At 70.2% G+C, this 22,439-nt stretch carries 25 protein-coding genes; 12 read left to right on the top strand and 13 right to left on the bottom strand.

Translation table 11 applies throughout. The annotated features are described in order from the left end of the window. Positions 1-12: 12 nt before the first annotated feature. From GVV77_RS05625 to GVV77_RS05605, 5 genes are all read left to right on the top strand, one after another. Positions 13-954, top strand: a complete 942-nt coding sequence (locus GVV77_RS05625) for a substrate-binding domain-containing protein (RefSeq protein ID WP_159617185.1) — start codon at positions 13-15, stop codon at positions 952-954. Continuing rightward, entirely contained in the window at positions 951-1,907 is a 957-nt protein-coding gene (locus tag GVV77_RS05620; protein ID WP_159617184.1) for a ribokinase, read from the top strand. The genes GVV77_RS05625 and GVV77_RS05620 overlap by 4 nt, the downstream gene beginning before the upstream one ends. Next, a complete protein-coding gene (gene rbsD, locus GVV77_RS05615) occupies positions 1,904-2,287 on the top strand; it encodes a D-ribose pyranase (RefSeq protein WP_159617183.1) in 384 nt (127 codons plus the stop codon). Before GVV77_RS05620 ends, rbsD begins: the two co-directional genes overlap by 4 nt. A 97-nt stretch (positions 2,288-2,384) precedes the next feature. Then, the gene (locus GVV77_RS05610; RefSeq protein WP_120165727.1) at positions 2,385-2,684 is read left to right on the top strand and encodes a type II toxin-antitoxin system VapB family antitoxin; all 300 of its coding nucleotides are present in this window, start codon (positions 2,385-2,387) and stop codon (positions 2,682-2,684) included. Continuing rightward, entirely contained in the window at positions 2,677-3,339 is a 663-nt protein-coding gene (locus tag GVV77_RS05605; protein ID WP_159617182.1) for a LytR C-terminal domain-containing protein, read from the top strand. The genes GVV77_RS05610 and GVV77_RS05605 overlap by 8 nt, the downstream gene beginning before the upstream one ends. A gap of 37 nt (positions 3,340-3,376) precedes the next feature. Here GVV77_RS05605 and tgt read toward each other — a convergent pair whose 3' ends face one another. The 3 genes from tgt to GVV77_RS05590 form a co-directional block, all read right to left on the bottom strand. Next, a complete protein-coding gene (tgt, locus tag GVV77_RS05600) occupies positions 3,377-4,654 on the bottom strand; it encodes a tRNA guanosine(34) transglycosylase Tgt (RefSeq protein ID WP_159617181.1) in 1,278 nt (425 codons plus the stop codon). A gap of 47 nt (positions 4,655-4,701) precedes the next feature. Continuing rightward, on the bottom strand, positions 4,702-5,553 hold the full coding sequence (locus GVV77_RS05595; protein ID WP_201291366.1) for a DUF6707 family protein: 852 nt from the start codon (positions 5,551-5,553) through the stop codon (positions 4,702-4,704). A 99-nt stretch (positions 5,554-5,652) separates the two neighbouring features. Continuing rightward, positions 5,653-6,192 carry an NUDIX hydrolase family protein gene (locus GVV77_RS05590; protein WP_120165723.1) on the bottom strand — a complete coding sequence of 180 codons (540 nt, stop codon included), beginning with the start codon at positions 6,190-6,192 and terminating at the stop codon, positions 5,653-5,655. 171 nt (positions 6,193-6,363) lie between these two features. On the opposite strand from GVV77_RS05590, the gene GVV77_RS05585 reads away from it, so the two are divergent. After that, positions 6,364-6,948, top strand: coding sequence for a YdeI/OmpD-associated family protein (locus GVV77_RS05585; protein WP_159617179.1), 585 nt, complete (start codon positions 6,364-6,366; stop codon positions 6,946-6,948). Between the two features lie 24 nt (positions 6,949-6,972). Here the strand turns inward: GVV77_RS05585 and GVV77_RS05580 are convergent, their stop codons facing one another. From GVV77_RS05580 to GVV77_RS05565, 4 genes are all read right to left on the bottom strand, one after another. Further along, positions 6,973-8,076 carry an ABC transporter ATP-binding protein gene (locus GVV77_RS05580; protein ID WP_201291365.1) on the bottom strand — a complete coding sequence of 368 codons (1,104 nt, stop codon included), beginning with the start codon at positions 8,074-8,076 and terminating at the stop codon, positions 6,973-6,975. Positions 8,077-8,092: 16 nt separating this feature from the next. Further along, complete coding sequence (locus GVV77_RS05575; protein WP_159617178.1) at positions 8,093-9,658, bottom strand: ABC transporter permease; 1,566 nt, start codon at positions 9,656-9,658, stop codon at positions 8,093-8,095. A gap of 27 nt (positions 9,659-9,685) precedes the next feature. After that, positions 9,686-10,735, bottom strand: a complete 1,050-nt coding sequence (locus tag GVV77_RS05570; protein ID WP_159617177.1) for an iron ABC transporter substrate-binding protein — start codon at positions 10,733-10,735, stop codon at positions 9,686-9,688. A gap of 194 nt (positions 10,736-10,929) precedes the next feature. After that, the gene (locus tag GVV77_RS05565) at positions 10,930-12,015 is read right to left on the bottom strand and encodes a glycoside hydrolase family 76 protein (RefSeq protein ID WP_159617176.1); all 1,086 of its coding nucleotides are present in this window, start codon (positions 12,013-12,015) and stop codon (positions 10,930-10,932) included. Positions 12,016-12,149: 134 nt separating this feature from the next. On the opposite strand from GVV77_RS05565, the gene GVV77_RS05560 reads away from it, so the two are divergent. Genes GVV77_RS05560 through GVV77_RS05545 form a run of 4 tightly spaced genes read left to right on the top strand, consistent with a single transcriptional unit; the run spans position 12,150 to position 15,160 of the window. Then, the gene (locus GVV77_RS05560; protein ID WP_159617175.1) at positions 12,150-12,926 is read left to right on the top strand and encodes an SDR family NAD(P)-dependent oxidoreductase; all 777 of its coding nucleotides are present in this window, start codon (positions 12,150-12,152) and stop codon (positions 12,924-12,926) included. Positions 12,927-12,968: 42 nt separating this feature from the next. Further along, positions 12,969-14,168: an acyl-CoA dehydrogenase family protein gene (locus GVV77_RS05555; protein ID WP_159617174.1), complete on the top strand. Its 1,200-nt coding sequence runs from the start codon at positions 12,969-12,971 to the stop codon at positions 14,166-14,168. A gap of 27 nt (positions 14,169-14,195) precedes the next feature. After that, on the top strand, positions 14,196-14,627 hold the full coding sequence (locus GVV77_RS05550) for a VOC family protein (RefSeq protein WP_159617173.1): 432 nt from the start codon (positions 14,196-14,198) through the stop codon (positions 14,625-14,627). 23 nt (positions 14,628-14,650) lie between these two features. After that, positions 14,651-15,160 (top strand): GNAT family N-acetyltransferase, encoded by a 510-nt coding sequence (locus tag GVV77_RS05545; protein ID WP_159617172.1) that lies wholly within the window; start codon positions 14,651-14,653, stop codon positions 15,158-15,160. Positions 15,161-15,177: 17 nt separating this feature from the next. On the opposite strand, the gene GVV77_RS05540 is transcribed toward GVV77_RS05545, so the two are convergent. Both GVV77_RS05540 and GVV77_RS05535 read right to left on the bottom strand, forming a co-directional pair. Continuing rightward, positions 15,178-15,723, bottom strand: a complete 546-nt coding sequence (locus GVV77_RS05540) for a GNAT family N-acetyltransferase (protein ID WP_159617171.1) — start codon at positions 15,721-15,723, stop codon at positions 15,178-15,180. 32 nt (positions 15,724-15,755) lie between these two features. Then, complete coding sequence (locus GVV77_RS05535; RefSeq protein ID WP_159617170.1) at positions 15,756-17,285, bottom strand: glycosyltransferase family 39 protein; 1,530 nt, start codon at positions 17,283-17,285, stop codon at positions 15,756-15,758. Positions 17,286-17,367: 82 nt separating this feature from the next. Here GVV77_RS05535 and GVV77_RS05530 point away from each other — a divergent pair, with 82 nt between their 5' ends. Together GVV77_RS05530 and GVV77_RS05525 are read left to right on the top strand one after the other, a co-directional pair. Further along, the gene (locus GVV77_RS05530) at positions 17,368-18,174 is read left to right on the top strand and encodes a class I SAM-dependent methyltransferase (RefSeq protein ID WP_246199661.1); all 807 of its coding nucleotides are present in this window, start codon (positions 17,368-17,370) and stop codon (positions 18,172-18,174) included. Continuing rightward, a complete protein-coding gene (locus GVV77_RS05525; RefSeq protein WP_159617169.1) occupies positions 18,175-18,591 on the top strand; it encodes a DUF7793 family protein in 417 nt (138 codons plus the stop codon). A 43-nt stretch (positions 18,592-18,634) separates the two neighbouring features. Here the strand turns inward: GVV77_RS05525 and GVV77_RS05520 are convergent, their stop codons facing one another. The 4 genes from GVV77_RS05520 to GVV77_RS05505 all read right to left on the bottom strand — a co-directional run bounded on the left by GVV77_RS05520 (position 18,635) and on the right by GVV77_RS05505 (position 22,395). Beyond that, positions 18,635-19,513 carry a hypothetical protein gene (locus GVV77_RS05520; protein WP_159617168.1) on the bottom strand — a complete coding sequence of 293 codons (879 nt, stop codon included), beginning with the start codon at positions 19,511-19,513 and terminating at the stop codon, positions 18,635-18,637. A gap of 445 nt (positions 19,514-19,958) precedes the next feature. Next, the gene (locus tag GVV77_RS05515) at positions 19,959-20,600 is read right to left on the bottom strand and encodes a DedA family protein (protein WP_159617167.1); all 642 of its coding nucleotides are present in this window, start codon (positions 20,598-20,600) and stop codon (positions 19,959-19,961) included. 56 nt (positions 20,601-20,656) lie between these two features. Then, on the bottom strand, positions 20,657-21,571 hold the full coding sequence (locus tag GVV77_RS05510) for an RluA family pseudouridine synthase (protein WP_159617282.1): 915 nt from the start codon (positions 21,569-21,571) through the stop codon (positions 20,657-20,659). Beyond that, positions 21,571-22,395, bottom strand: a complete 825-nt coding sequence (locus GVV77_RS05505; RefSeq protein ID WP_159617166.1) for a DNA-formamidopyrimidine glycosylase family protein — start codon at positions 22,393-22,395, stop codon at positions 21,571-21,573. The genes GVV77_RS05510 and GVV77_RS05505 overlap by 1 nt, the downstream gene beginning before the upstream one ends. Positions 22,396-22,439 lie beyond the last annotated feature (44 nt).

Here is a 22,439-nt window from a genome sequence, read left to right as displayed (position 1 = left end):
AAGGATCCAACAATGAAGTTCTCCTCCTCCCAGGCAACCGCGCTGACGATGTCGGTCGCACTCCTGCTCACCGCCACCGCCTGCAACCGCGGAGGCGGCGACACCGCCTCCGAAGGCGACAGCGTCACCCTCGCTGTCTCAACCCTCAACAACCCCTTCTTCGTTGAACTGCGCGACGGCGCCCAGGAGGCGGCGGACGAGGCCGGCATCACCCTGGATGTCATCGATGCCCAGAACGACTCCGCGACGCAGACCAACCAGCTCGCTACCGCCGCCACCAGCGGCACCGACGGCGTCATCATCAATCCCGTCGACTCCGACGCCGCAGCGGCCGCGGTGAGCCCCCTCGTCGAGGACGGGACGCCCGTCGTGGCCGTCGACCGTGCGGTCAACGGCGCCGAGGTGCAGTCGCTCGTCTCCAGCGACAACGTTGCAGGCGGCAAGCAGGCAGCCGAGGAACTCGCCCGCGCGATGGGCGAGAAGGGGAAGGTGATCGTCCTCCAGGGCGTGGCCGGCACCTCGGCAAGCCGTGACCGCGGCGCCGGGTTCACCGAAGGGCTCGCGGCCTACCCTGACATCGAGGTCGTGGCACAGCAGACGGCGAATTTCGACCGCGCCGAAGCGCTCAACGTGGCGACCAACCTGCTGCAGTCCAATCCCGACGTCACCGGCATCTTCGCTGAAAACGACGAGATGGCCCTGGGCGCGATCCAGGCACTGGGCGACCGGGCCGGTAGCGAGGTCAGCGTTGTCGGCTTCGACGGCACCGAGGAAGGCCTTGCTGCGATCGAGGCCGGCACGATGACGGCGACGATCGCCCAGCAGCCCGCCGAGCTCGGCAAGCGGTCCGTCGAGGTCCTTGCACAGCTCCTCAACGACGAAGAGGTCGAGTCCACGGTCCCCGTGCCGGTGACCACCGTCAACGAGGAGAACGTCGGGGAATTCACCGAATGAGCACCAAGGCATCGGGCATCGTCGTCGTCGGGTCCATCAACGCGGACCTCGTCGTGACGCTGGAACGCCACCCGCAACCGGGTGAGACCGTTCTGGGGCGGTCCATGACCGTCCTGCCCGGTGGGAAGGGCGCGAACCAGGCCGTAGCGGCCGCGAAGCTGGGGGCGCCGGTCACGATGATCGGCGCCGTCGGCGGCGACGCGTACGCGGATGCGGCCCTGGCCGGGCTGCGGGCCGCCGGCGTCGACCTCGCCCTGTACCCGGCGGAGGCAGGCACCGGGGTGGCGGTGGTCGAAGTGTCCGATGACGGCGAAAACTCGATCGTCGTGATTCCCGGCGCGAATGCCGAGGTCACAAGCGACGTGGTGAATGCCAGCGGGGAGCTGATCTCGGGTGCCGGCGTCGTCGTGCTGCAGGGCGAAATCCCGGCCGCCGCGGTGGCCGAAGCCATCCGGCTGGCGACGGGTCGCGTGATCCTCAACCTCGCCCCGGTGATCGACCTCGACCGGTCAGCGATGCTGGCCGCCGACCCGCTGGTGGTCAACGAGCACGAGGGCACGCTGGTACTGGCCCAGCTCGGGGTTCCGGACCCGCCCGCGCCGGGGGATCACCGCCGCGTCATCGAGGGCCTTGCCGCGGCCGGCTTCCCCTCGGTCGTCGTCACGCTCGGCGCGGAGGGCGCGCTGGTGGCCGCCGATGGCAGCATCCGGGCGGTCCCGGCGCCCAAGGTGGCCGCGGTGGACACGACCGGGGCCGGTGACGCCTTCGTCGGAGCGCTGGCCGCCCGGCTCGCCGCAGGCGACTCGCTGATGGAGGGAGCGGCCTTCGCCGCCCGGGTGGGGGCATACGCCGTCCGGTCCGCGGGCGCGCAGCCCTCCTACCCGGCCTTGGGCGAAGTCCTGCCGGGGGAGCCGGGCGAAGGACAGCCAAGCAAAGCGGAGCCAGTCCAGTGAAACGCAGCGGCATCCTGAACCCCGCCCTCAGCGCGGCCATCGCGGGCCTCGGCCACGGCCACCTCGTCGTCATCGCCGACAGCGGCCTGCCCATCCCCGCAACGGTCCAGACCGTCGACCTCACCCTGGTCCGGGGAATCCCCCGGTTCACGGAAGTGCTGCGGGCGGTGCTGGCAGAGATCGTCGTCGAAGACAGCATCATCGCCACCGAAGCGCAGGACGGCGTGGCCGGGGAGTGGGTGCGGGCCGAGGGGCTCACTCCCCGCGCCATTCCGCACGAGGACCTCAAGGCCCTGCTGCCCACGGCGCGGCTGGTGATCCGCACCGGGGAGGCCACCCCGTACGCCAACGTGGTCCTTCAATCCGGAGTGGATTTCTAGGCGGACGATCCGTGGCCAAAGGTAACCCTTTGGCCACGGATCGGCGGCCGCGGGGGCTTATATTCCATTGCGCGCCTGTTTTCCATAGGCTGTATCAGTGATCTTTAAAGCTGTGAGCGATGGCCGACCCTACCCCGACCACGGACATGTGTCCCCAAGGGACTGGGCAGAGGTCCCTCCCCGGCAGGTCCGGCTCGATGAGCTGGTGACGACGAAAACCACCCTTGACCTCGAGGCCCTGCTCGCGGAAGATTCAACATTCTTCGGGGATCTCTTCCCCCATGTCGTCCAGTGGCAGGACACCCTGTACCTCGAGGACGGGCTGCACCGGGCCGTCCGCACGGCCCTCCACCAGCGCACCATCCTGCACGCGCGGGTGCTTGTGATCGATGGCTGAGGAGCCTTCGGGCCGCCGCGCCCGGGCCCTCGCCCGCAGGGACCCGACGGAGTGGCACGGACAGCGGATCGTCACCGAAACCGACCTCGGAGCCGTCTTCGCCGCGGAGGAGCGGGACCGGCGCGCCCTCAACTCAAAACGGATCCGCCACGGCATCGTCCTGCTGCTGCTGGTGGGGCTGCTGGGCGCTGCGGCCTTCACGGCGGTAGGCATCAACCGCGGGGACATCCGCATCGCCGCACTCGAGCCCACGCCGCGGGCCACCGAATCCTGCCCGGCCGGCCCGTTCGACTATCAGGACCCCAGTTCGGTGACCGTCAATGTGTACAACAGCACCGACATCGAGGGCCTGGCCGGCACCGCCGCGGGCCAGCTGCGGGAGCGCGCCTTCATGGTCGCGGAGGTCGGTAACCGGGCGGTCGATCCCACCGGGATGACGGCCATCATCGTCTCCGGCCCGGACGGGACGGCCAATGCCTTCACCCTCCAGCGCACCATTCCCGAGTCCGTCTATGTCGTGGACAAGCGGAAGGGGCGCACCATCGACATTGTCCTCGGCTCGGGCTTCGCCGCGATCGCCCCCGCGGAGAGCATCGACAAGGCCCCGGGCGGCCTCGTCTGCTTCGCCCCGGCGACGCCGGCACCCGCGCAATGACCGCCGGCCTGAACCGGGAGAGCGGTGGCGCCGCGGATCAGCGTGCCGGGGACGAGGCGTAGTAGCGCCCGAGGATTTCGGCTTTGAGGTCGTAGAACGTTCCGTCGGCGATGGCGGCCCGCGCGTCGTCGACCATCCGCACCACGAAGCGCTCGTTGTGGATCGAGATCAGGGTGGCCGAGACCATTTCCTTCGCCTTGAACAGGTGGTGGATGTAGGCGCGGGTGTAGTTGGTGCACGTGTAGCAGTCGCAGCCCTCGACGAGCGGCGAGAAGTCCCGCCGGAAGCGCGCGTTGGAAAGGTTCCAGCGGCCGTCGGGGGTGTAGAACGCCGAATTCCGCGCAACCCGGGTGGGAGAGACGCAGTCGAAGGTGTCGGCGCCGTTCTCGATCCCGGTGAACAGGTCGTCCGGCTCCGAGATGCCCAGCAGGTGCCGCGGCTTGTCCTCCGGCAGCTCCTCGCTGCACCAGCCAAGGATCGTGCCAAGGTTTTCCTTCTCCAGGGCCCCGCCGATCCCGAAGCCGTCGAAGTTCATTGAGCCGAGGTCCTGGGAGGCCTTCCGGCGCAGGTCCTCGTACTGGGCGCCCTGGATCACCCCGAAGAGGGCCTGGTACGGCCGGTGGCTGCGCTCCTTGGAGAGTCGCTCGTGTTCGACGATGCACCGCTCCGCCCACAACCGGGTGCGCTCCAGCGATTCCTCCTGGTAGCCGCGGGAGTTCATCAGCGTGGTGAGCTCATCGAAGGCGAACATGACGTCGGCGCCGAGCTGGTGCTGGACCTGCATTGAGATTTCCGGGCTGAAGCGGTGCCGGTCGCCGTTGAGGTGGGACTTGAACCAGACGCCGTCGTCGTCGATGTGCGCCAGGCGTTCCTTGCCGGCGGCCACCCGGTCGTCGGCGCCGGCCGCCTCCGACCCGGAGGGGACGTCCATATTGATGACCTTCTTGAACCCGGATCCAAGGCTCATCACCTGGAAGCCGCCCGAGTCGGTGAAGGTGGGCCCGGGCCAGTTCATGAAGGCGCCCAGGCCGCCGGCCTCGTCGAGGATATCGGGGCCCGGCTGCAGGTACAGGTGGTAGGCGTTGGCGAGCAGCGCCTGGGCGCCGAGGTCCTTCATCGACTCGGGCAGGACGGACTTGACGGTCGCCTTGGTGCCGACGGGGATGAACGCCGGGGTGGCGATCTCCCCGTGCGGGGTCGAAATCACCCCGGTGCGGCCGTGCCGCCGTGCCTGCCCGTCGGGGCGGCCGGTGGTTTCCTCCAACCGGGCGCCGACGGTGAACGAGAAGGACGACTGCTGGGACTGTGGATGCACCTGTCCATTTTGCCAGCTACCGTGGGCCCTCCCGTCCGCGGCGCGGCTCAGGAGGCGCTGGCGAGGCCCGCGACGGCGCTGAGTTCGTTGGCGATGCGCCGGTCGAGCACCTCGCGGCTGAGCGTCTCGGAGCCGCCGTGCGCCCGCAGGTAGAGCAGGACGCCGAGGCGCAGCACCCGCCAGTCCTTCTCGGCCGCCCGGTTGCCGGCAGCGGTGGCCCGCAGGATCTCCGGGTCGTAAAGGTTGGGGTCGTTCAGCTGGCGCTGCCGCACCGCCGCGTTGACCTTGGCGCGCAGCGGGTCGGTCTCGGACTCATCGGCCACCCTCAGCGCCGCGGAGTAGGCCGCGGACCGCGCCTCGTCACCGCGGGTCAGGTACGCGGCCATGGCCAGCGCGCTCTCGATCCACTTCCAGCGGCCGAAGTTGCCATCGAACCCGAGGTCCGTGAGCAGGTCCGCGGTCTTCAGGGCGCTGTCGGTGTCGCCCCGGTCGACGAAGAGGGTCAGCGCGAGGTCGTGAAGGTCCTGGAGGTTCGAGCCCGACTTGAAGTTGATGCCCCGCGCCAGCCGCTCGGCCAGTTCGCCGACGCGCTCACTGCCGGGGTGGAGTACGGCGACCTGGGCCACCAGCTCCTCGGGCGAGCCGTCGTCGGCGGCCACCGCGGGAACCAGCGGGGCGCCTCCTGCGGCCTCCACCGACACCACCGATCCGCTGGCGATGCGCAGCGTCCGCCCACCGGCCAGGGTGGCGACGACGACGGCGGGAACGCCGAAGTCATCGGACTCGATGTCGACGCTGCCCACCTCGACGTAACCGGAGCCGTCCGGAAGCGCGATGCGCTGGCCGGCGGCGACAGCCTCGGCCACGACGGGCCGTGCCTGGAGAGTGTTTTTTTCCACTTTTTTCGTACCTCGCTCAGCTGCCCCCGCGTGTGGCATCAGGGCGTTCCGCTGACCTGTGCCTAAACAAAGATACGGGAACGGCGTCCCGAAGCCCGACTAGCGGCCCCACCCGGCATGGGCCAGGGCCTGCCGGAGCAGGTCCGCGCGGCCGCCTGACAGCTCCGCCTGGATGGAGGGGCTGAGGGCTTCCGAGGGCGTCAGCCAGGACAGTTCGAGGGCGTCCTGGCGCGGACTGCACTCCCCGGTGACCGGGATCAGGTAGGCCAGGGCGACGGCGTGCTGGCGGTCGTCGGTCAGGCCGGTCTCTGAGGGGGAGGGGAAGTATTCGGCGATGGTGAACGGCAGCACCGACGGCGGGAGCTGCGGCAGGGCGAGGGGGCCGAGGTCCTTTTCGAGATGGCGCAGGAGAGCGGCGCGGATGGTCTCCCGGTACATCACCCGCCCGGAGACGAAGGTGCGCACCATCTCGCCCTCGGCGTTGGCCTGCAGGAGCAGCCCGACCTCGTTGACGTAGCCCAGGGCATCGCACCGGACCGGGATCGCCTCAACGTAGACCATCGGGAGCCGGCGGCGGGCCTCGTAAAGATCCTCTTCGGAGAGCCAGCCTGGATTGGGGTCGGGAGTGCGCACATTCATAACCAAGTTTTATAGCAGGAACGGCCCCGGAGAACAGCGGCGCGCTATCCTTCGGCCCTCGGCTGAAAGCCCGGGCCGTCCCGCTTTCCGTTTCGGGAGGTGCAGTTTCGGTCCTCCCGGCAGGCGTTTCCGGCGCTGGCGCGCGGCACCGGGCGGGCATACAGTGGCGCCATGGCCGACGATCTGCCCGAACTTATCCTCCCCGGCGTCCGGGAGTGGACGCAGTGGCTTGAGGCGGAGCACGCGGATTCCCGTGGGGTGTGGCTGATCCTCACGAAGAAGGGCGGCACGCTCACCACCCTGACCTACGCGGAGGCGCTCGACGAGGTGCTCTGCTTCGGCTGGATCGACGGGCAGCGGCGGGGCAGGGACTCCGAGAGCTACCTCCAACGGTTCACACCGCGCACGCCGAAGAGCATCTGGTCGATCCGCAACTGCGCCTCCATCGAGCGGCTCACCGCCGAGGGGAGGATGCGGCCGGCCGGCCTCGCAGCGGTCGAGGCGGCACGGGCGGACGGGCGGTGGGACCGCGCGTACGCCGGCCCGGCCACGGCGGTGGTGCCCGACGACCTCGCCGCCGCGGTGGCCGCCAGCCCCCCGGCGCAGGCGGCCTTCGACGGGCTGTCCTCCCAGAACCGGTATGCCCTGATCTTTCGGCTGGGGCAGGTACACACCCCGGCGGGGCGGCAGCGGGCGGTCGAACGCTTCGTGGGGATGCTCGAGCGCGGGGAAACACCGTACCCGCAGAAGCGGTAGGGCCTCGGCGCCGCCCCGCCGTGCCTAGGCGGGGAAGGCGACGCCCTCGCCGACCACGCGGAGGCGCAGTTCGGTGCCCACCCGCGCCATGGCGGCGTTCCAGTGCCGGATGGTCACCGTCTGGCCGTTCATGCCCTGCGTACCGTCCCCGGTGGGCCCTGCGCTGCCGTGCAGGCGGATCTTCACCGTCACCTCGGGGCCGAAGAAATCGGTCTCCACGACGGTGCCGCGGATATTACCGTCCTCGGCAATCCGGATCTGTTCGGGACGCAGCATGAGCTGCACCCTGCCCTGGCAGGTGGGCCGGCGCACCGGGATGCCACCGAGCGCGCACATGGCAAGCGAGCCCTGGAGGTGGGCCTCGAGAATGACGGCGTCACCAAGGAACTCCGCCGTCGCCCGGTCGGCCGGACGGGTGTAGACGACGAAGGGGTTTCCCACCTGCGCCAGGACACCTCCGCGCATCACGGCGACCTGGTCGGCGAAGGAGAGTGCTTCGGACTGGTCATGGGTCACGAGGATGGTCGTCACGCCGGTTTCGGCGAGGGTCTTCGCCACGGTCTTGCGGGTGGCGACCCGCAGGCCCGCGTCGAGGGCGGAGAACGGCTCGTCGAGGAGCATCAGGGAGGGCTCCCGGGCCAGGGCCCGGGCCAGCGCCACCCGCTGCTGCTGGCCGCCCGAGAGCTGGTCCGGCCGGCGGTCCGCGTAGCCGGCCTCGAGCGAGACCATGCCGAGCAGCTCCGCGACGCGCGCGCGGGCGGCCCGGCGCGGGAAGTCGCGGCGGTCCAGGCCGAACGACACGTTCTCGCCGACCGAGAGGTGGGGGAACAAGGCGCCGTCCTGCGCCACGTAGCCGATGTTGCGCTTGTGGGCCGGCACGGGGTGCCCGGGCCCGCCCGCGACGATGCCGCCCTCGAACTCCACGACGCCCGAGTCAGGGGACTCGAAACCGGCGATGATGCGCAGCAGTGTCGTCTTTCCGGATCCTGAGGGTCCAACAATGGCCGTGGTGATGCCCTTCTGCACCGACAGGGTCAGCCCGCGCAGCACCTCGGTGCTGCCGAAGGACTTGGTGACGTCCAGCAGTTCGAGGTGGTTCACGGCCGGGAGCAGGGGGGAGGTGGTCATGCCGTGCCATCCCCGCTCACTGGCCAACCGCCTTCTGGGACTGCCGGTACAGCAGGTAGGTCACGGGCAGGGACAGCAGGATCAGCAGCAGGGCGTACGGGGCCGCCCCGGCGTAGTCGATCTCGGAGCTGAGCGCCCAGAACCGGGTGGCGAGGGTCGTGACGCCCGAGGGTGCCAGCACCAGGGTGGCGGTCAGCTCGGTGGAGACGGCGAGGAAGACCAGCGCTGCCCCCGCGGCGGCCGCCGGGGCGGTGAGGCGCAGGGTGACCTTGATGAAGGCGCCCAGCGGGCGCGTGCCCAGCGCCTGGGCGGCCTCCTCGAGCTCGCGGGGGGCCTGCGCGAAGCCGGCACGCAGGTTGACCAGGGCCCGGGGCAGGAACAGCAGCGCATAGGCCGCGATCACCACCGGGGTTTCCTGGTAGAGCGGGTAGGCGAAGTTGATGGTGACCGTCACGAACGCCAGCGCCACAACAATCCCCGGCATTGAGCTGGTGATGTAGTTGCTGCTCTCGAGGAACCGGGCGAACCGGCCGCCGTAGCGCACGGCGAGCCACGCGATGGGGAACGCGGCGAGAACCGTGACGGCGGCACCGGTGACGCCGTACCCGAGGGTTTGGAACAGGGCGGTGGCGAGCTCGTCGACCTCCCAGACCGCCGTGCCGCCGGCGATGAGCCAGCGGACCACGTTGACCAGCGGCACGCCCAGTGCCAGCACGATGAGCGCCAGCACGAACAGGACCCCCGCGGGTTTCCACCGGGCCAGCGGCCGGGCGGCCGGGGCCGCGGCGACCCCCGGCCCGATCCGGGCGTAGCGGGCGTTGCCGCGGGCAGTGGACTCGGCCAGCAGCAGGAGCAGGCAGAGAACCACCAGGACGCTGGCGAGCATGTTTGCGGCGGCGCTGTTGAAGGTCGACTGGAACTGCTGGAGGATCGCCGTGGTGAAGGTGTCGAACCGGATCATAGAGTAGGCCCCGTATTCGGCCAGCAGATGCAGGCCCACCAGGAGGGCGCCCCCGCCGACGGCGAGCCGGAGCTGCGGAAGGACCACGCGGAAGAAGACCCGCCAGGGGCCCATTCCGAGGGAGGCCGCCGACTGCTCAAGGCCGGAATCGAGCCGCCGCAGCATTGCCGCCGCCGGGATGTACACCAGCGGGTAGTAGCTCAGCACCGAGATCAGGACGCCGCCGGGAATGCCCGAGAGCGACGGGAGAGTGCCGGCCCAGGCGTAGCTGTTGACGAACGCCGGCACGGCTAGCGGGGCGGCCAGCAGCAGCGAGGCGGTCCGCGCCCCTGGGAGGTCGGTACGCTCGACGAGCCAGGCCGCGGCCACCCCGAGGACGATGCAGGCCGGAACCGTCAGGACGACCAGGGCGACCGTATTGAACAGCAGCTCACCCACCCGGGGCCGCACGATCAGGTCGACGGCGGTCTCCCAGCCGGTGGTGGCGGTGACTGTGACCACGAAGCCGAGCGGGATCAGCGTTCCCAGGGTGACGAGCACGGCCGTCGCGGAAACGCCGAAAGGCGGGCGGGAGCCGGTGCTCCTGCCCGCCGTTTCGCGGATCCGCTCAGCTGTGGCCATGGTGGCCCGGTTGTGCCTTCCCGCCCCTTAGAGGAGCCCGGCGTCGGTCATCAATTCGACAACCTTTTCGCCGTTGAGCTTGGCCGGATCGACCACCGGCGCCTCAAGCTCGGCGAGCGGGACGAGGCCCTCGCGGGGGGTGACCTCGGCGCTGACCGGGTATTCAAAGTCACTGCCGGTGCTCAGGGTCTCCTGGCCTTCCTTGCTGGTGATGAACTCAAGGAACTGGTTGGCGGCGTCCTGATTGTCGGAGGACTTCAGCACCCCCGCTCCGGAGATCGAGACGAACGCTCCGGCGTCGGAGCCCTTGAAGTAGTAGGGCTCGAGGTCGCTTGAGTTCTCGCCGGTGCCCGCCTGGTCGGCGGTGTAGTAGTAGTGGTAGATCACGGCGGCATCGACTTCGCCGGCGTTCACTGCCTTCATGGCGGCACCGTTCTTCGGGTAGATCTTGGCGCCGTCCTTCATGGCGGCGAGCCACTCGGCGGTGGCCTCCTCGCCCTCAAGCTCGAGCATGGCCGAGACGATCGCCTGGAAGTCCGCGCCCCCGGCAGCGGCGCCCCAGCGTCCGGCCCACTTCGGGTCGGAGAGGTCCATAATCGACGTCGGCAGGTCGGCCTCGGAGATCTTGTCCGGGTTGTAGACGAACAGTGTGGAGCGGGCGGCGACGCCGGTCCACTTGCCGGTGGTGGGACGGTACTCCTCGGGAACGTTCTCCTGGACGGCCGCGGGGATGTCGGCGAACAGTCCGGCGTTCTCTACCTGGGTCATGGCCGGGGAGTTTTCAGTAATGAACACGTCTGCGGGGGACTTCTCGCCCTCCTGCAGGATCTGGTTGCTCATTTCGGTGTCGCTGCCCTGGCGGACCGTCACCTCGATCCCGGTTTCTTCGGTAAATTCATCGACCCAGGCCTGGGTCATCGACTCGTGCTGCGCGTTGTACACGGTGAGTTCGGCGGCCGAGTCCGAACCCTCTTCGGCGGCGGGTTCGGAGGCCGCTCCCGAGCCGCAGGCTGTCAGGGCAAGAAGCAGGGCGGCCGTGAGCGCGGCGGGCTGAACCTGCTTGGAACTGAAAATCATTGGAGCCTTTCAACAAAACGGCGGGCGGCAGCGGCTGGGCTGGACCGGCAGGACTAGAGTGTGAACCCTCACACATAGGTAAGCATGTCCTAACTTATTCCTATTTCACCACTTAGGTGTCGGAAATCACACCTTTTTCGTCACGTTCGTGTGACGTAATTATTCCTCCACCATGCCCCGCGGAACCCGCGAGATCATGCGGCCTGCCGTTCGATCCGTGCCTCGGCTTCAAAGACCAAAAGGGCCTGGAGCTGAGTCGAGAGGTCGACCGGCGGGGCGGCGGCGGTCCCGGGTGCCGAAGGGAAGATCGAAGCGCATCCAACGCTGCGGCGGCCCTCCCACAGGGCGGCCGCCGTCGCTTCGACAAGGTTCCGGGCGGTCCCCGCGGCATCGGGTGCCAGGCCCGGCGTGAGCGCCGCCTCCGCGAGGTAGCGGGTGAGGATGCCGGTGAACAGGCCGCCGTCGCCGGACCCGTGCGTGCGGAGGGAACCCTCCGGGGTGGTGAGCCGGGCCCGCACCGCGGCGATAAGGGATTCCGCCTGCCGCAGGTTGTGCCCGCCGCCTAAGGAGGTCAGGGCGCCCAGAACGGGCCCTTGGTTGTAGGTGTAGACCGCCCGCCTCAGTTTTTCGCCGTCGGCGGTGCGCTGGATGCCGTCGAGGTAAAGCCCCGACTGCGCGTCCCAGAGCCGCAGGCGCAGCCAGGCCAGAAGCCCGGCGGCCTGCTTCGAATCTCCGGCGCGGGCGAAATACAGGGCGGCCGGGGCTGTTGCCGGGGTGTTCTTGAAGTCGCGCCGCGTATTCCAGTAGACCCCTCCACCGAGCTCCGGCGTGACGGCCGAGCGCAGCGCCGCCCCGAGGGCGGCCCGGGCCGGCCGGTGGCGGGGGCGCCGGCCGGCGTCGATGAGGCAGCCGTCGAGCCGCTGCAGGGCGAGCGCGAGCCAGGCCATGTCGTCGAAGTAGGAGTTGGTCCACCGTGCGCCGTTCCGCAGCCGGATGCCCCGGGCCAGCCGCACCGCGCGCCGCAGGGCGGCGTCCGCACCTGCCGGATTCGGGGTGCGCAGGCGCAGGTGCCCGTCGAGGAGGGCATCGAGATAGTGTGCCTGCCACCAGTAGTGCCAGGCGAGGCCGCGCCCGCCGGGACGGGGAAAGGCAATCCGGCCCAGGCGGTTGCCGGGCAGGCCGAACGCGCGGGCGGCGAAGAGGGTTTCGACGCTCTCGGCGGCCGCCTGTGCCCGCGACGCAGGCGTGTCCGGCCCCGGAGAATCCGGCGGGGTGAGCATAAGACCACCCTAGCCAACCGGCTCCGCTGCCGGATTGAGCATTCTGCCCAGTTCTGCCTCCTTCGGATGCGGTGTGGGCGGCATCACAGTACGCTGAATGGGGCAGCATGCACATTTCTTCAGGGGGCTCTTTCATGGATGTAGCGGGTTCGGCGGCACTGGTCACCGGCGGCGCCTCCGGGCTGGGGCTGGCCACGGCCCAGCGGCTGATCGACGAGGGCGCCTTCGTCGTCCTCCTTGACCTTCCCTCCTCCGCCGGGGCCGAGGCCGCCGGCCGGCTCGGCCCGCGCGCTCAGTTTGTCCCGGCCGACGTCGCCGACGCCGCGCAGGTCGGCGCAGCGGTCGCGGCCGCGGGGGAACGGGCACCCCTGCGGGTCCTGGTGAACTGCGCGGGCATCGCCACCCCCGGGAAGGTCCTCGGCCGTGAGAGGGTGCTGCCGCTGGAGCAGTTCGAGCGGGTGATTGCCGTGAACCTCACCGGCACCTTCAACGTCATCCGGCTGGCGGCCGAGGCGATGGCCGCCGTCGAACCCGTTGAGGGGGCTGGAGGTTCCCCGGAGCGCGGAGTGATCATCAATACGGCCTCCGTCGCGGCCTTCGACGGCCAGATCGGCCAGCCCGCCTACGCCGCTTCGAAGGGCGGGGTCGCCGCCATGACGCTTCCCCTGGCGCGGGAGCTCGCCCGGCACCTGATCCGGGTCGTCACCATCGCCCCGGGCATCTTCGAGACCCCGATGATGGCGGGCCTGCCGCAGGAGGCCCAGAACTCCCTCGGCAGCCAGGTGCCCCACCCCTCCCGGCTGGGCAAGCCCTCCGAGTACGCCGCGCTGGTGTCCTCGATCGTCGCGAACCAGATGCTCAATGGCGAGACCATCCGGCTCGACGGCGCCATCCGCATGGGTCCGCGGTAACTCCTTCCCGGCCTCCGGCCGCCCAACCGAAAGGACTGCTCAATGGAGAGCCAGTTCGACACCAGTAACCTTCCGGCCGCTGACTTCCTCGGCTTCGAGTCGCTGCTGAGCGCCTCCGAGCGGGCGAAACTTGACGACGTGCGCGACTTCCTCGCCAAGGAGGTGGCACCGTCGGCGGGGGATTGGTGGAACCGGGCCGAATTCCCGCACGACATCCTGCCGAAACTTGCGGCACTCGAACTGAGCACACCGGTGCAGCAGGGCTACAGCCACCTCTTCGGCGGAATGGTCATCGCGGAGATGACGCGCGCCGATACCTCCCTGGCCACCTTCTTCATGGTTCACCACGACCTCTTCGTCGAGGCGCTCCACCAGTTCGGGTCCCCGGACCAGAAGCGCCGGCTCCTCCAGGCCGCCATGGACCTGCGCATCACCGGGGCGTTCGCCCTGACCGAGCCGCAGCACGGATCCGATATCGCAGGCGGGATGGCCACCACGGCCACCCGCGACGGGGACACCTGGATCCTCAACGGAGCCAAGCGGTGGATCGGCAACGGGACGTTCTGCGACTACATGCTGCTGTGGGCCCGCGACACCGAGACGTCGGCGGTGCGCGGCTTCATCCTCGATGCCACCCTGCCCGGCGTCACCCGGACCCCGATCGAGAACAAGATCGCCCTGCGCACCGTGCAGAATGCCGATATCGTCCTCGAGGATGTGCGGGTGGCCGAAGCCGACCGCTTCGAGGGGATCGACAGTTTCTCCGACACCCGGCGCCTGCTCCTCGGCTCGCGCATCCTCGTGGGCTGGCAGGCGGTGGGACAGCAGCTGGCCGCGTACGACGTCGCCCGCCGGTACGCGCTGGAGCGCTACCAGTTCGGCCGCCCGCTGGGCAGTTTCCAGCTGATCCAGGACCAGCTGGTGACGATGCTCGGCAATACGACGGCGAGCCTGGCCCTCATGGCCCGGATCGCCCAGCTGCAGGACGGCCCGGGATCGGCGGGCACCCCGGAGGGCCCGGGCATGCCCCAGGCGGCCCTGGCGAAGTCCTACACGACGGCCCGCATGCGTGAGACTGTCGCCCTTGGGCGGAGCATTCTTGGCGGCAACGGGATCGTGACCGACTACGGTATGGCGAAAATCTTCGCCGATGCCGAGGCCATCTACACCTATGAGGGTTCCTACGAGATCAACACCCTCATTGTGGGGCGGGCCCTCACAGGGCTTTCGGCCATCGTCTGAGCCGCCGGAGAGGATTAGACTGCGGCCATGACGGAGAAGGAGCCCGCCCGTCCGGTGCGGCAGCTGCGGGTCGTGGTGCGTGCGGAGGACTACGACGCGGCGCTGGCGTTTTACCGGGACGTGCTGGGCATGCCCGAGGAGGAGGCCTACGAGGGTGCCGGCGGCGCCCGCGTGAGCATCCTCGACGCCGGCCGTGCCACCCTCGAACTGTCGAATCCGGCCCAGGTGCGACTGATCGACAGCGTCGAGGCGGAGGGCCGGCCGAGCGCGCGGATCCGGATCGCTTTTGAGGTCGACGACGCCGCCGGCACCACGCACCGGCTCGTCGAGGCCGGAGCCGAACTGATCGCCGAACCACGCGAGACGCCGTGGCGTTCGCTCAACTCCCGGCTCGACGCTCCGGCAGGGCTTCAGCTCACCCTCTTCCAGGAACTCGACCCCAAGCCGGGGAACCCCTGACACCGGACGCCGCGTCGCCTGGAGTGCGGATCCGGAGCGCGGCACTCTCCGAGCTTGAGGCCCTGCGCGAGATCGAGCGAGCCGCAGGGGAGTCGTTCCGGGCGCTCGGCATGGTGGAGATCGCCGAGGACGAGCCGCTGTCGGTGGGCGAGCTCGCCGTGTTCGCCGCGGAAGGCCGGGCCTGGGCCGCCGTCGGCTCTGACGGCTCCCCGGTGGGCTACCTGCTGGTCAAGCGGGTCGGCGCCAATGCCCACGTCGAGCAGGTCAGCGTGCACCCCTCCTGCGCCCGGCAGGGGATCGGACGGCGCCTCCTCGACGCCGCTGCTGACTGGGGCCGCGGGCAGGGGCTTGGAAACCTCACGCTGACCACCTTTAGTGAGGTCCCCTGGAACGCCCCGTACTACCGGCGGCTGGGCTTCCGGGACGTGCCGGACGACGCGCTGGGGCCCGGCCTGAAACAGGTCGTTGCAGAGGAGGCCGCCGCCGGTCTGGCCCGGTGGCCGCGGGTGGTGCTCAGCCGCCCGCTGGCATAGGGCCCCTGCCGCCCAGGTCAGGCCAGGCCCAGTTCAAGCACCGTTTCCCATCCGTCGTCCTCATCCCACTGCCGGCCCACCGCCTGGAAACCGAAGGCGTCGACCAGGCGCTGTGAGGGCAGGTTGTCCGGCCGGACCGAGGCGCGGACCGTGTGAACTCCGGGTTCGCCGTCGGCGATGTCGAGGAGGATCCGAAGGGCCGCCCGCGCGTGGCCGCGCCGCCGGTGCCCGGGATCCACCTCGTATCCAACCTCGACCATCCCGTCGACGGGCGGTCCGTGGAAGCCCGCCCGCCCCACGGTGGTCCCGGAGGCATGGACGATGAGCCGGGTGATCCAGTCCGCGTCGCCCGGGGACGCGAGGAGCTGACGGCTGCGCATCCTCCACACGGCGCGGCAGCCGCTGGAGACGACATGGTCCGTCAGCACCTCGGGCGTCAGGCGCTGCGCGGCGGCAAGGTCGCCGTCGGCCAGGGCATGGATGGCGGCCGGTGGCAGGCGCACGAGCCGGACGTCCCCGGCCCCTGCCGCGGAGGAACGCCAGGGATTCGCTGTCGGTGTCATCCGACCATCCTCCTCTACCGGCAGTTCCACCGTTAGTCGTAGTGGGCGAAGGCCGGCCACAGCTCCCGCCAGCCGGATGCAGGGGAGGAACAGACGAGAATTTCCTGGCCCTGCTCTTCGTTGTCGACGCTGACGCGGTTATCGAGCACTCCGGCGCTCCGGCAGTTCTCAAGGAGGGTGCGCGCCAGCGACGCCTGGCCCCCGACGACGATCACCGCGCCGCCGGTGTCCGGCGGTCTCCCGCGGAACTGGAGTTCGTTGTGCCCGCTGTAGGCAGGAGGCAGCCCCAGCGCGGGTCCGTACCTCGCCAGTGCCCCGGCTTCGCCGTAGTTGCTCGCGATGAGGACGGCACCCTCGGCGTCCTTCCCGGGCAGGGAGCGGTACACGGCGGCGACCTGCTCCACGTACACCGGCCAGCCCACCGAGTCCGCAGCCACCTGGTTGATGTCCGGAACCGGACTCGCCGCCAGGGCGGGCACCGGCAGCACCGGCAGGGAGATGACGGCCGCCACCGCCGCATTGAGGGCGACGGCTCCCGCGGCAAGCGCCCGCCACCGGACCCGGGCGGCGGCCAGGAAGGCAGCGGTGGGCACGCAGCCGGCCGCGAACAGCACTGTCAGCAGACCCGAGGGGTAGTAGATCTGCCCGCCCGCGAGGAAGGTCAGGGCCAGCAGGACCGGCAGGGCGGCGGCGGTGAACCGGACCGTCCGCCACTGCGGCCGGCGCAGCAGGGCAACGGCGCCCGCGGCCCAGACCGCGGCGAGGGGAGGCCCGAGCGTCAGGAACAGGAAGGGCCACATCAGCACCCGGGTTTCGGCCGCGTTGTTCTCCGCGAGCGCCGCCCCCATCTCAAGCTGCGGCCAGCCGTGCGCCGCCTGGTAGAAGAGGTTCGGCGAACCAATGGCGAGCGCCAGCGCCGCCGCACCCCAGACCCAGCCCGAGCGGAACACCCACCGCGGGCCGGCAAGGAGCAGGCCCACGGCCAGGGACACCAGCAGCCCGGCGATCAGCAGCTTGTTGTACATGGCCAGTCCGACGACGACGCCCGCCGCCAGCCACCACGCCGGCTGCTCCCGCAGGACGGCGCGCATCATCAGCAGGACGACGGCGGGCCAGAACACCAGGTCGAGGGAAGAGGTAAGCAGAACATGCCCAAACAGCAGCGGCGCCGTCGCGAACGCGTAGGCCCACGCGCACAGCGACTGGGCGGCCCGGCCGCCGCCGAGTTCCCGGGTGATCAGCACGACCACGAGGACCGAGGCGACGGCGGCGAGCGTCGCCGGAATCCGGATGGCCCACACCTCATCGGCGACGAGGAAGCTGAACAGCCTCACCAGCAGCGGGGTGAGCGGGGGCTGGTCCACGTAGCCCCACGCCGGGGGAAGCATCCGGAAGTACAGTTCGTCGCGGTGGTAGCCGTACGCCGCGCTGGACGCTGTGAGAAGGACGCCGAGGGCGGCCATCGCGGCGAACACCGGGAAGCGGGCGAGGGGCGGCAGCTCCGGTCCGCGCTCCGCTGCGCCGCCGGAACGGGCGGGAAGGGCCCGGGCCTGCGTGTTCACCCCGCCAGCCTAACCCCGCCGCCCGGCAGGCACCGGCGGGTCGGGCTGGCCGCACCCCTGCCGAAGTGGCAAAGTGACGCATGTGACAAAAGGAGATAGCGCGGCCGTTCGACTGCTGAACAGGGCACGGCTGGTGCCGAGGATCGCGTGGCTGGCCGCGCGGGCGCCCCGGGATCCCCACCGGGCGTGGGAGGGGTACTGGAAAGACATCCGGACCACGGGTGCCGGCGGGCAGGTGCTCTGGGATTCCGCCTCCGATGCGGAGCGGGAACAGTACGCCGACGCACTCCGGGCCCACCTCGACACGTCGCTGCCGGTCATCGACGTCGGCTGCGGCAACGGGTCGTTCACCCGCTGGCTGGCCGGCATCTTTCCCGAGGCGCTTGGCGTCGATGTGTCTCCCAGTGCCATCGCCCGTGCCGAGGCGGAGGCCGCGGGCCTGACCAATGTCTCCTTCGCCGTCGTCGATGCCACCGAACCGGGCGCCGCAGTCTCCCCCCACCGTGGGGCATGCAATGTCTTCGTCCGCGGGGTCCTTCACGTCCTGCCGCCCCGGTCACAGGCGGTGATGGCCGCCAATCTCCGCACCTCCGTGCGCGGCGGGCGGGTATTCCTCACCGAAACCAACTTTCCGGGAAGCTCCCTTGAGTACGTCGAACGGCTCGGGGCCGCCCCCGGGTATATCCCGGCGGGCCTGAAGCGCGCCATCGCCGGGCTGCCGCGCCCCGGCCACTTCGGCGCCACCGAACGCGGGGCCGCCTTCCCCGAAGACCAATGGACGCTTCTCGCCGACGGACCGGCCGTCATCCACGCCGTTCCCTCCGAGACCGCCGAGTCAACACCGATCCCCGGATACTTTGCGGTGCTGCAGCCGCGGAAGGAGGCCTGAATGGAAACCCCGTCGGGAGAATCCACGGCGCCCCTGCCGATCGAAGGCGGGAAGGGCACGCTTGAACTCCGGCCGGACGGCGTCCTGCACCTGAAGTGGGACCGCGGCATCCACATCGCCTCGGCCGATGCCCGGGCGGCCATGGACGTCGTCAACCTGCTCTGCGCGGACACCTCCCACCCCATGCTCGTCGACATGGAGACCACCCGGTCGGTCAGCAGGGGAGCCCGCAGCACTTTTTCCATCCCGTGCGGTGCCTCACGGATTGCGCTGCTGGGCTCCTCGCCGGTCGACCGGCTCCTTGCCAACTTCTTCCTCGGCCTTCACAGCCCGCCGTGCCCCACCCATTTCTTCACCTCGCGGGACATCGCCCTCGACTGGCTGATACGGCCCGACGCAACAGAGGCACCGGACTGAACCACCGGACTGAACCACCGGACTGGGCCATGGCCTTCCGGTGCTATCCGGCGAGGTTGAGGGGAGGCCGGGCGGCGTCCTGAAGAGCGCGCAGCCGCCGCCGGCGCTCATGGTCCACCCGGTGCCTCCGGGAACCGGCGGTGATCAGCAGCAGGAAGACGGCGAGGCCGGCCGCGAAGGCAACCGGTGCGGACGCGGGTTCGCCGAAGAGCCGGTCGAAGAGGAGCCAGATGAGCCCCCAGACCACCGCCAGGGCGACGCTGAGGTGCCCCCTGCCCATACTGCACAGGACCGCCGTGCCGACGGTCACCACCCCGACGGCGATCAGGGCCCAGGTCTGAGCGCCAAGGTCGAACAGATCCGTCCCCTGCCGGTCGGCCAGCGCGGCGGCGTGCACCGCTGTCTCGATGATGGTCCAGCCCAGCAGCAGGCCGAGGGGTACATCGACTGCAGCGCCTTCGATCCGGCCCTCCGCCGGGTAGCGGTGCAGTGTGGCCAGGGTAGTCAGCAGCACGCCGAGAAGCAGGACGACGATCGCCGCCGCCAGGGTCTGCAGCTCCTCCGGACCGCTCAGCCGGATCGCGATGAGGAGCACGAATGCCGAGGCGAGAGTCCAGCCGAGCCGGCGCTGACGCTCCTTACGGCGCTGCGAGGGCAGCCACTGGTACAGCACGTAGACGCATAGAGCCAGGTCGATGAGGACCCGGATCCACAGGGCACCCGCGGCGGGAAGAAGCAGGGTCGGTCCCGGCAGCGGCGGCCCGGACTGGAATGGATCCCACGCGCGTCCGCCCGGTGCAAGGAGCCAGGCCACTGCGGCCAGCGAGACCAGAACAGCGCGCAGCAGGTCCGGATCCCAGGCTCTGACGTGGGCGGCAGCGGCCGCAAGGCGATTCTGAGGCGCGGCCGTCCAGGCGGGCATTCTTCCCCGCCCGCTGCCGCGCGGAGCGGCCGGCCGGGACGATTCCCGTCGGCGTCCCCCGCCCGGTCCAAGGGCGGAGGTCACGGCCCGGATCCGTCCGCGAGCCCGGTGCCCTCCAAGGGCGGAGGTCATGCCGTGGATCCGTCCGCGAGCCCGGTGCCCTCCAAGGGCGGAGGTCATGCCGTGGATCCGTCCGCGAGCCCGGTGCCCTCCAAGGGCGGAGGCCACGGTTCGGAATCGGCGGCGAGCCCCGCCGCCCGGGCCACTGGGACCCTCTTCAGCCGCGGACACCGTCGGAGGAACCGAGGGCGCAGGCGGGACCTTCACCTCATGCGTCGGCTTCACTGCCTCCCTTTCGACGGGTGCTGCGCTGCGGGTTGTCCGGCGCGCTCGCGTTCAGCCTACCCACTTCCGCGCGGCGGCGGGCGGAAGTGGGTAGGCGGGATCACGGCGAATCCGCGCCGGCCGTCCCTCCGGTCTCCCCGGCGCCGGCGGCCCTGGCCCTCCGGCGCTGGCGCAGGCCAAGAACGGCTGCGGTCACGAGCCCCACAAGGGTCCCGACGGCGGTTCCCAGCACGACGCTCACCCAGAGCGGCAGTCCGGTGGAGGCGCCGGTGAGGTAGCCAAGGCCCAGGAGCCACGCGGCCCACAGGCACGCGCCCAGGGCGGTCAGGACCATGAAGGGGCGGAGCGCGACCTCGGCGATGCCGGCCGCCGCGACGCTGGCGGTCCGGCCGCCGGGCAGGAACCGCACAGCGACCAGCCCGGCGTAGGTCGGCGACTTGCCGGCCTTCTCAACTGCGCGGCGGAGCCCGCCGTGGACCGACCGGCCCCAGCGGAAGCGGTCGAGCCAGTGCGTCAGGCGGCGGCGGAAGAGCACAAACAGCGCCAGGTCGCCGACCCAGCTGCCGGTGGTCGCCACGAGGACGGCCGCAGGCAGGAAGAGGTTCCCATGCGAGGCCATGGTGCCGGCGGCGATCACCATCAGTTCCGAGGGCACAATGGGCAGGATCACGTCCACGACGATAATGGTGAACATGAGCAGGAAGTAGAGCGGCATAGCCAGGTCGGGGCCGGGGATCTCCACTCACCCAACCTACAGGCCGCCGGTGGGGAAAGCAGAGGCGTCGGGCCAAGCCCCGGTTAATTCGGGGGGAACTCCGAGAGCCGCAGCGATGATTCGAAGAAGGCCTCGGCGCCGCTGAGCGGGTCGGTGAAGGAGATGCTCCTGGCGAGCAGCTGCAGCGGCTTCGAGTAGTCATCGGCCGCCTGCGGCTTCAGGACGGGGTAGAAGGGGTCGTTGAGGATGCCCAGCCCCAGCCCGGCCATGTGCAGCCGAAGCTGGTGGGTCTTGCCGGTGTGCGGCTGCAGCCGGTACCGGCCCGCGCCCGCCGCCTGCTCGAGGAGGCTCACCGCCGTCTCGGTGTTGGGGGCGCCCTCGACCTCCTGGGCCAGCAGGTAGGTGCGGGACTTCACGATGCGGCTGCGCACCGTGAGGGGCGCCGCATCCAGTCCGAGCTCCGGCCGCACCGGGGCGATTGCCTCGTACTCCTTGCGGATCTGGCGGTTCTCGAAGAGTAGCTGGTACTTGCCGCGCGTCGCCGGGTTCACCGAGAACATCAAAATGCCGGCGGTCATGCGGTCGAGCCGGTGCATGGGGATCAGGTCGGGCAGGCCCAGCTGCACCCGCAGGCGCACCGGCGCCGACTCCGCGACGTACATTCCGCCGGGGGTCGTCGGCAGGAAGTGGGGTTTGTCGACCACCAGCAGGTCATCGTCCTGGTGGAGGATGCCGAGTTCCACCGGGAGCCGCTCCTCGACGGGAAGCTCGCGGTAGTACCAGATGAAGGTGTGGTCGGTCAGCGGGGTCTCCCGGGTGAGCACGGTTCCACCCAGGGCCACCACCTCGCCGCGGTCGAACCGCTCGGCGATGCCGTCGGGGTTCACATGGTCGAAGCGGTCAAGGATGTACTCGAGGGCCGTGGACCACGGCCCTTCGTCGGGCAGGCGGAGGCGGGTCGCATTGACTCCGTTGCGCACCGGAAGGGGGGACTTCATCACCTTTCAAGGGTACGGCCACCGCCGCCGGGCGGCTGGCAGTGGGGGCAGTAGTAGAGGTCCCGCAGCTCGAGTTCGTTGTCTCCAAGCTGTTCGAGGACCACCGGGGTGCCGCAGCGCAGACAGCCGCGGTTCGAGCGGCCGTACACCCACAGGTTGTTGCCGCGCAGGTTGCCGGTGGTGGCGCGGGTGCTTCGCAGCTTGTTCGCCTCGAGCAGCTTCTTGGCCAGGTCGACGATGCGGGGCAGGTTCCGGACCTCGCCGACGGGCGTCAGCGGGTGGACCCCGGCCAGGAAACACAGCTCGCAGCGGTAGACGTTGCCGATGCCCGCCAGGTTGCGCTGATCGAGCAGGGCCAGGCCGAGCGGCCGTTCCGGCTGAAGGGAGAGCCGCCGCAGCGCCTCGGCGGGGTCCCAGTCCGCGCCGAGCAGGTCCGGCCCGAGGTAGCCCACGGCCTCCTCCTCGCCCGAGCGAGGCAGGACCCGCAGGAAACCCAATTCGAAGCCGACGACGACGTTGTCGGCCGTCTCGAGCACGCACCGGGCCTTGAAACCGGGCCGGCGCCACTTGGAGCCGTGGGCGTACACGTGCCAGAGCCCTTCCATCTTCAGGTGGGAGTGGATGTCCCACCCTTCCGCGTCTCCGCCGCCGCCTCCGCGGATCAGCAGGTGCTTGCCCCGGGAGACCACCTCCTCGACGGTGTCACCGGTGAAGTCCACCGTGGCAAAGCGCGGCACCCTAATGTCGCACCGGGTCAACGCCTTTCCGGCGAGGGCCGCGTGAAGGTCGCGGGCGGCCCGCCAGACGGTATCCCCCTCAGGCACGGATTTCCCCTTGAGTGTTGATGTGCCGCCGGACGCCGATGCGT

It is taken from the genome of Arthrobacter zhaoguopingii, assembly GCF_009828605.1.
Taxonomy (GTDB): Bacteria; Actinomycetota; Actinomycetes; order Actinomycetales; family Micrococcaceae; genus Arthrobacter_D; species Arthrobacter_D zhaoguopingii.
This window is presented reverse-complemented; position numbering and strand designations above follow the sequence as displayed.

Bases quoted from the DNA above. Each gene is read 5' to 3' on its own strand.
- GVV77_RS05585 (WP_159617179.1), top strand. From the start codon at position 6,364: ATGGCCGACGATCTGCCCGAACTTATCCTCCCCGGCGTCCGGGAGTGG.
- GVV77_RS05590 (WP_120165723.1), bottom strand. From the start codon at position 6,192: ATGAATGTGCGCACTCCCGACCCCAATCCAGGCTGGCTCTCCGAAGAG.
- GVV77_RS05550 (WP_159617173.1), top strand. From the start codon at position 14,196: ATGACGGAGAAGGAGCCCGCCCGTCCGGTGCGGCAGCTGCGGGTCGTG.
- GVV77_RS05510 (WP_159617282.1), bottom strand. From the start codon at position 21,571: ATGAAGTCCCCCCTTCCGGTGCGCAACGGAGTCAATGCGACCCGCCTC.
- GVV77_RS05560 (WP_159617175.1), top strand. From the start codon at position 12,150: ATGGATGTAGCGGGTTCGGCGGCACTGGTCACCGGCGGCGCCTCCGGG.
- GVV77_RS05520 (WP_159617168.1), bottom strand. From the start codon at position 19,513: ATGCCCGCCTGGACGGCCGCGCCTCAGAATCGCCTTGCGGCCGCTGCC.
- GVV77_RS05565 (WP_159617176.1), bottom strand. From the start codon at position 12,015: ATGCTCACCCCGCCGGATTCTCCGGGGCCGGACACGCCTGCGTCGCGG.
- GVV77_RS05540 (WP_159617171.1), bottom strand. From the start codon at position 15,723: ATGACACCGACAGCGAATCCCTGGCGTTCCTCCGCGGCAGGGGCCGGG.
- GVV77_RS05555 (WP_159617174.1), top strand. From the start codon at position 12,969: ATGGAGAGCCAGTTCGACACCAGTAACCTTCCGGCCGCTGACTTCCTC.
- GVV77_RS05575 (WP_159617178.1), bottom strand. From the start codon at position 9,658: ATGGCCACAGCTGAGCGGATCCGCGAAACGGCGGGCAGGAGCACCGGC.
- GVV77_RS05580 (WP_201291365.1), bottom strand. From the start codon at position 8,076: ATGACCACCTCCCCCCTGCTCCCGGCCGTGAACCACCTCGAACTGCTG.
- GVV77_RS05625 (WP_159617185.1), top strand. From the start codon at position 13: ATGAAGTTCTCCTCCTCCCAGGCAACCGCGCTGACGATGTCGGTCGCA.
- GVV77_RS05525 (WP_159617169.1), top strand. From the start codon at position 18,175: ATGGAAACCCCGTCGGGAGAATCCACGGCGCCCCTGCCGATCGAAGGC.
- GVV77_RS05570 (WP_159617177.1), bottom strand. From the start codon at position 10,735: ATGATTTTCAGTTCCAAGCAGGTTCAGCCCGCCGCGCTCACGGCCGCC.
- GVV77_RS05620 (WP_159617184.1), top strand. From the start codon at position 951: ATGAGCACCAAGGCATCGGGCATCGTCGTCGTCGGGTCCATCAACGCG.
- GVV77_RS05605 (WP_159617182.1), top strand. From the start codon at position 2,677: ATGGCTGAGGAGCCTTCGGGCCGCCGCGCCCGGGCCCTCGCCCGCAGG.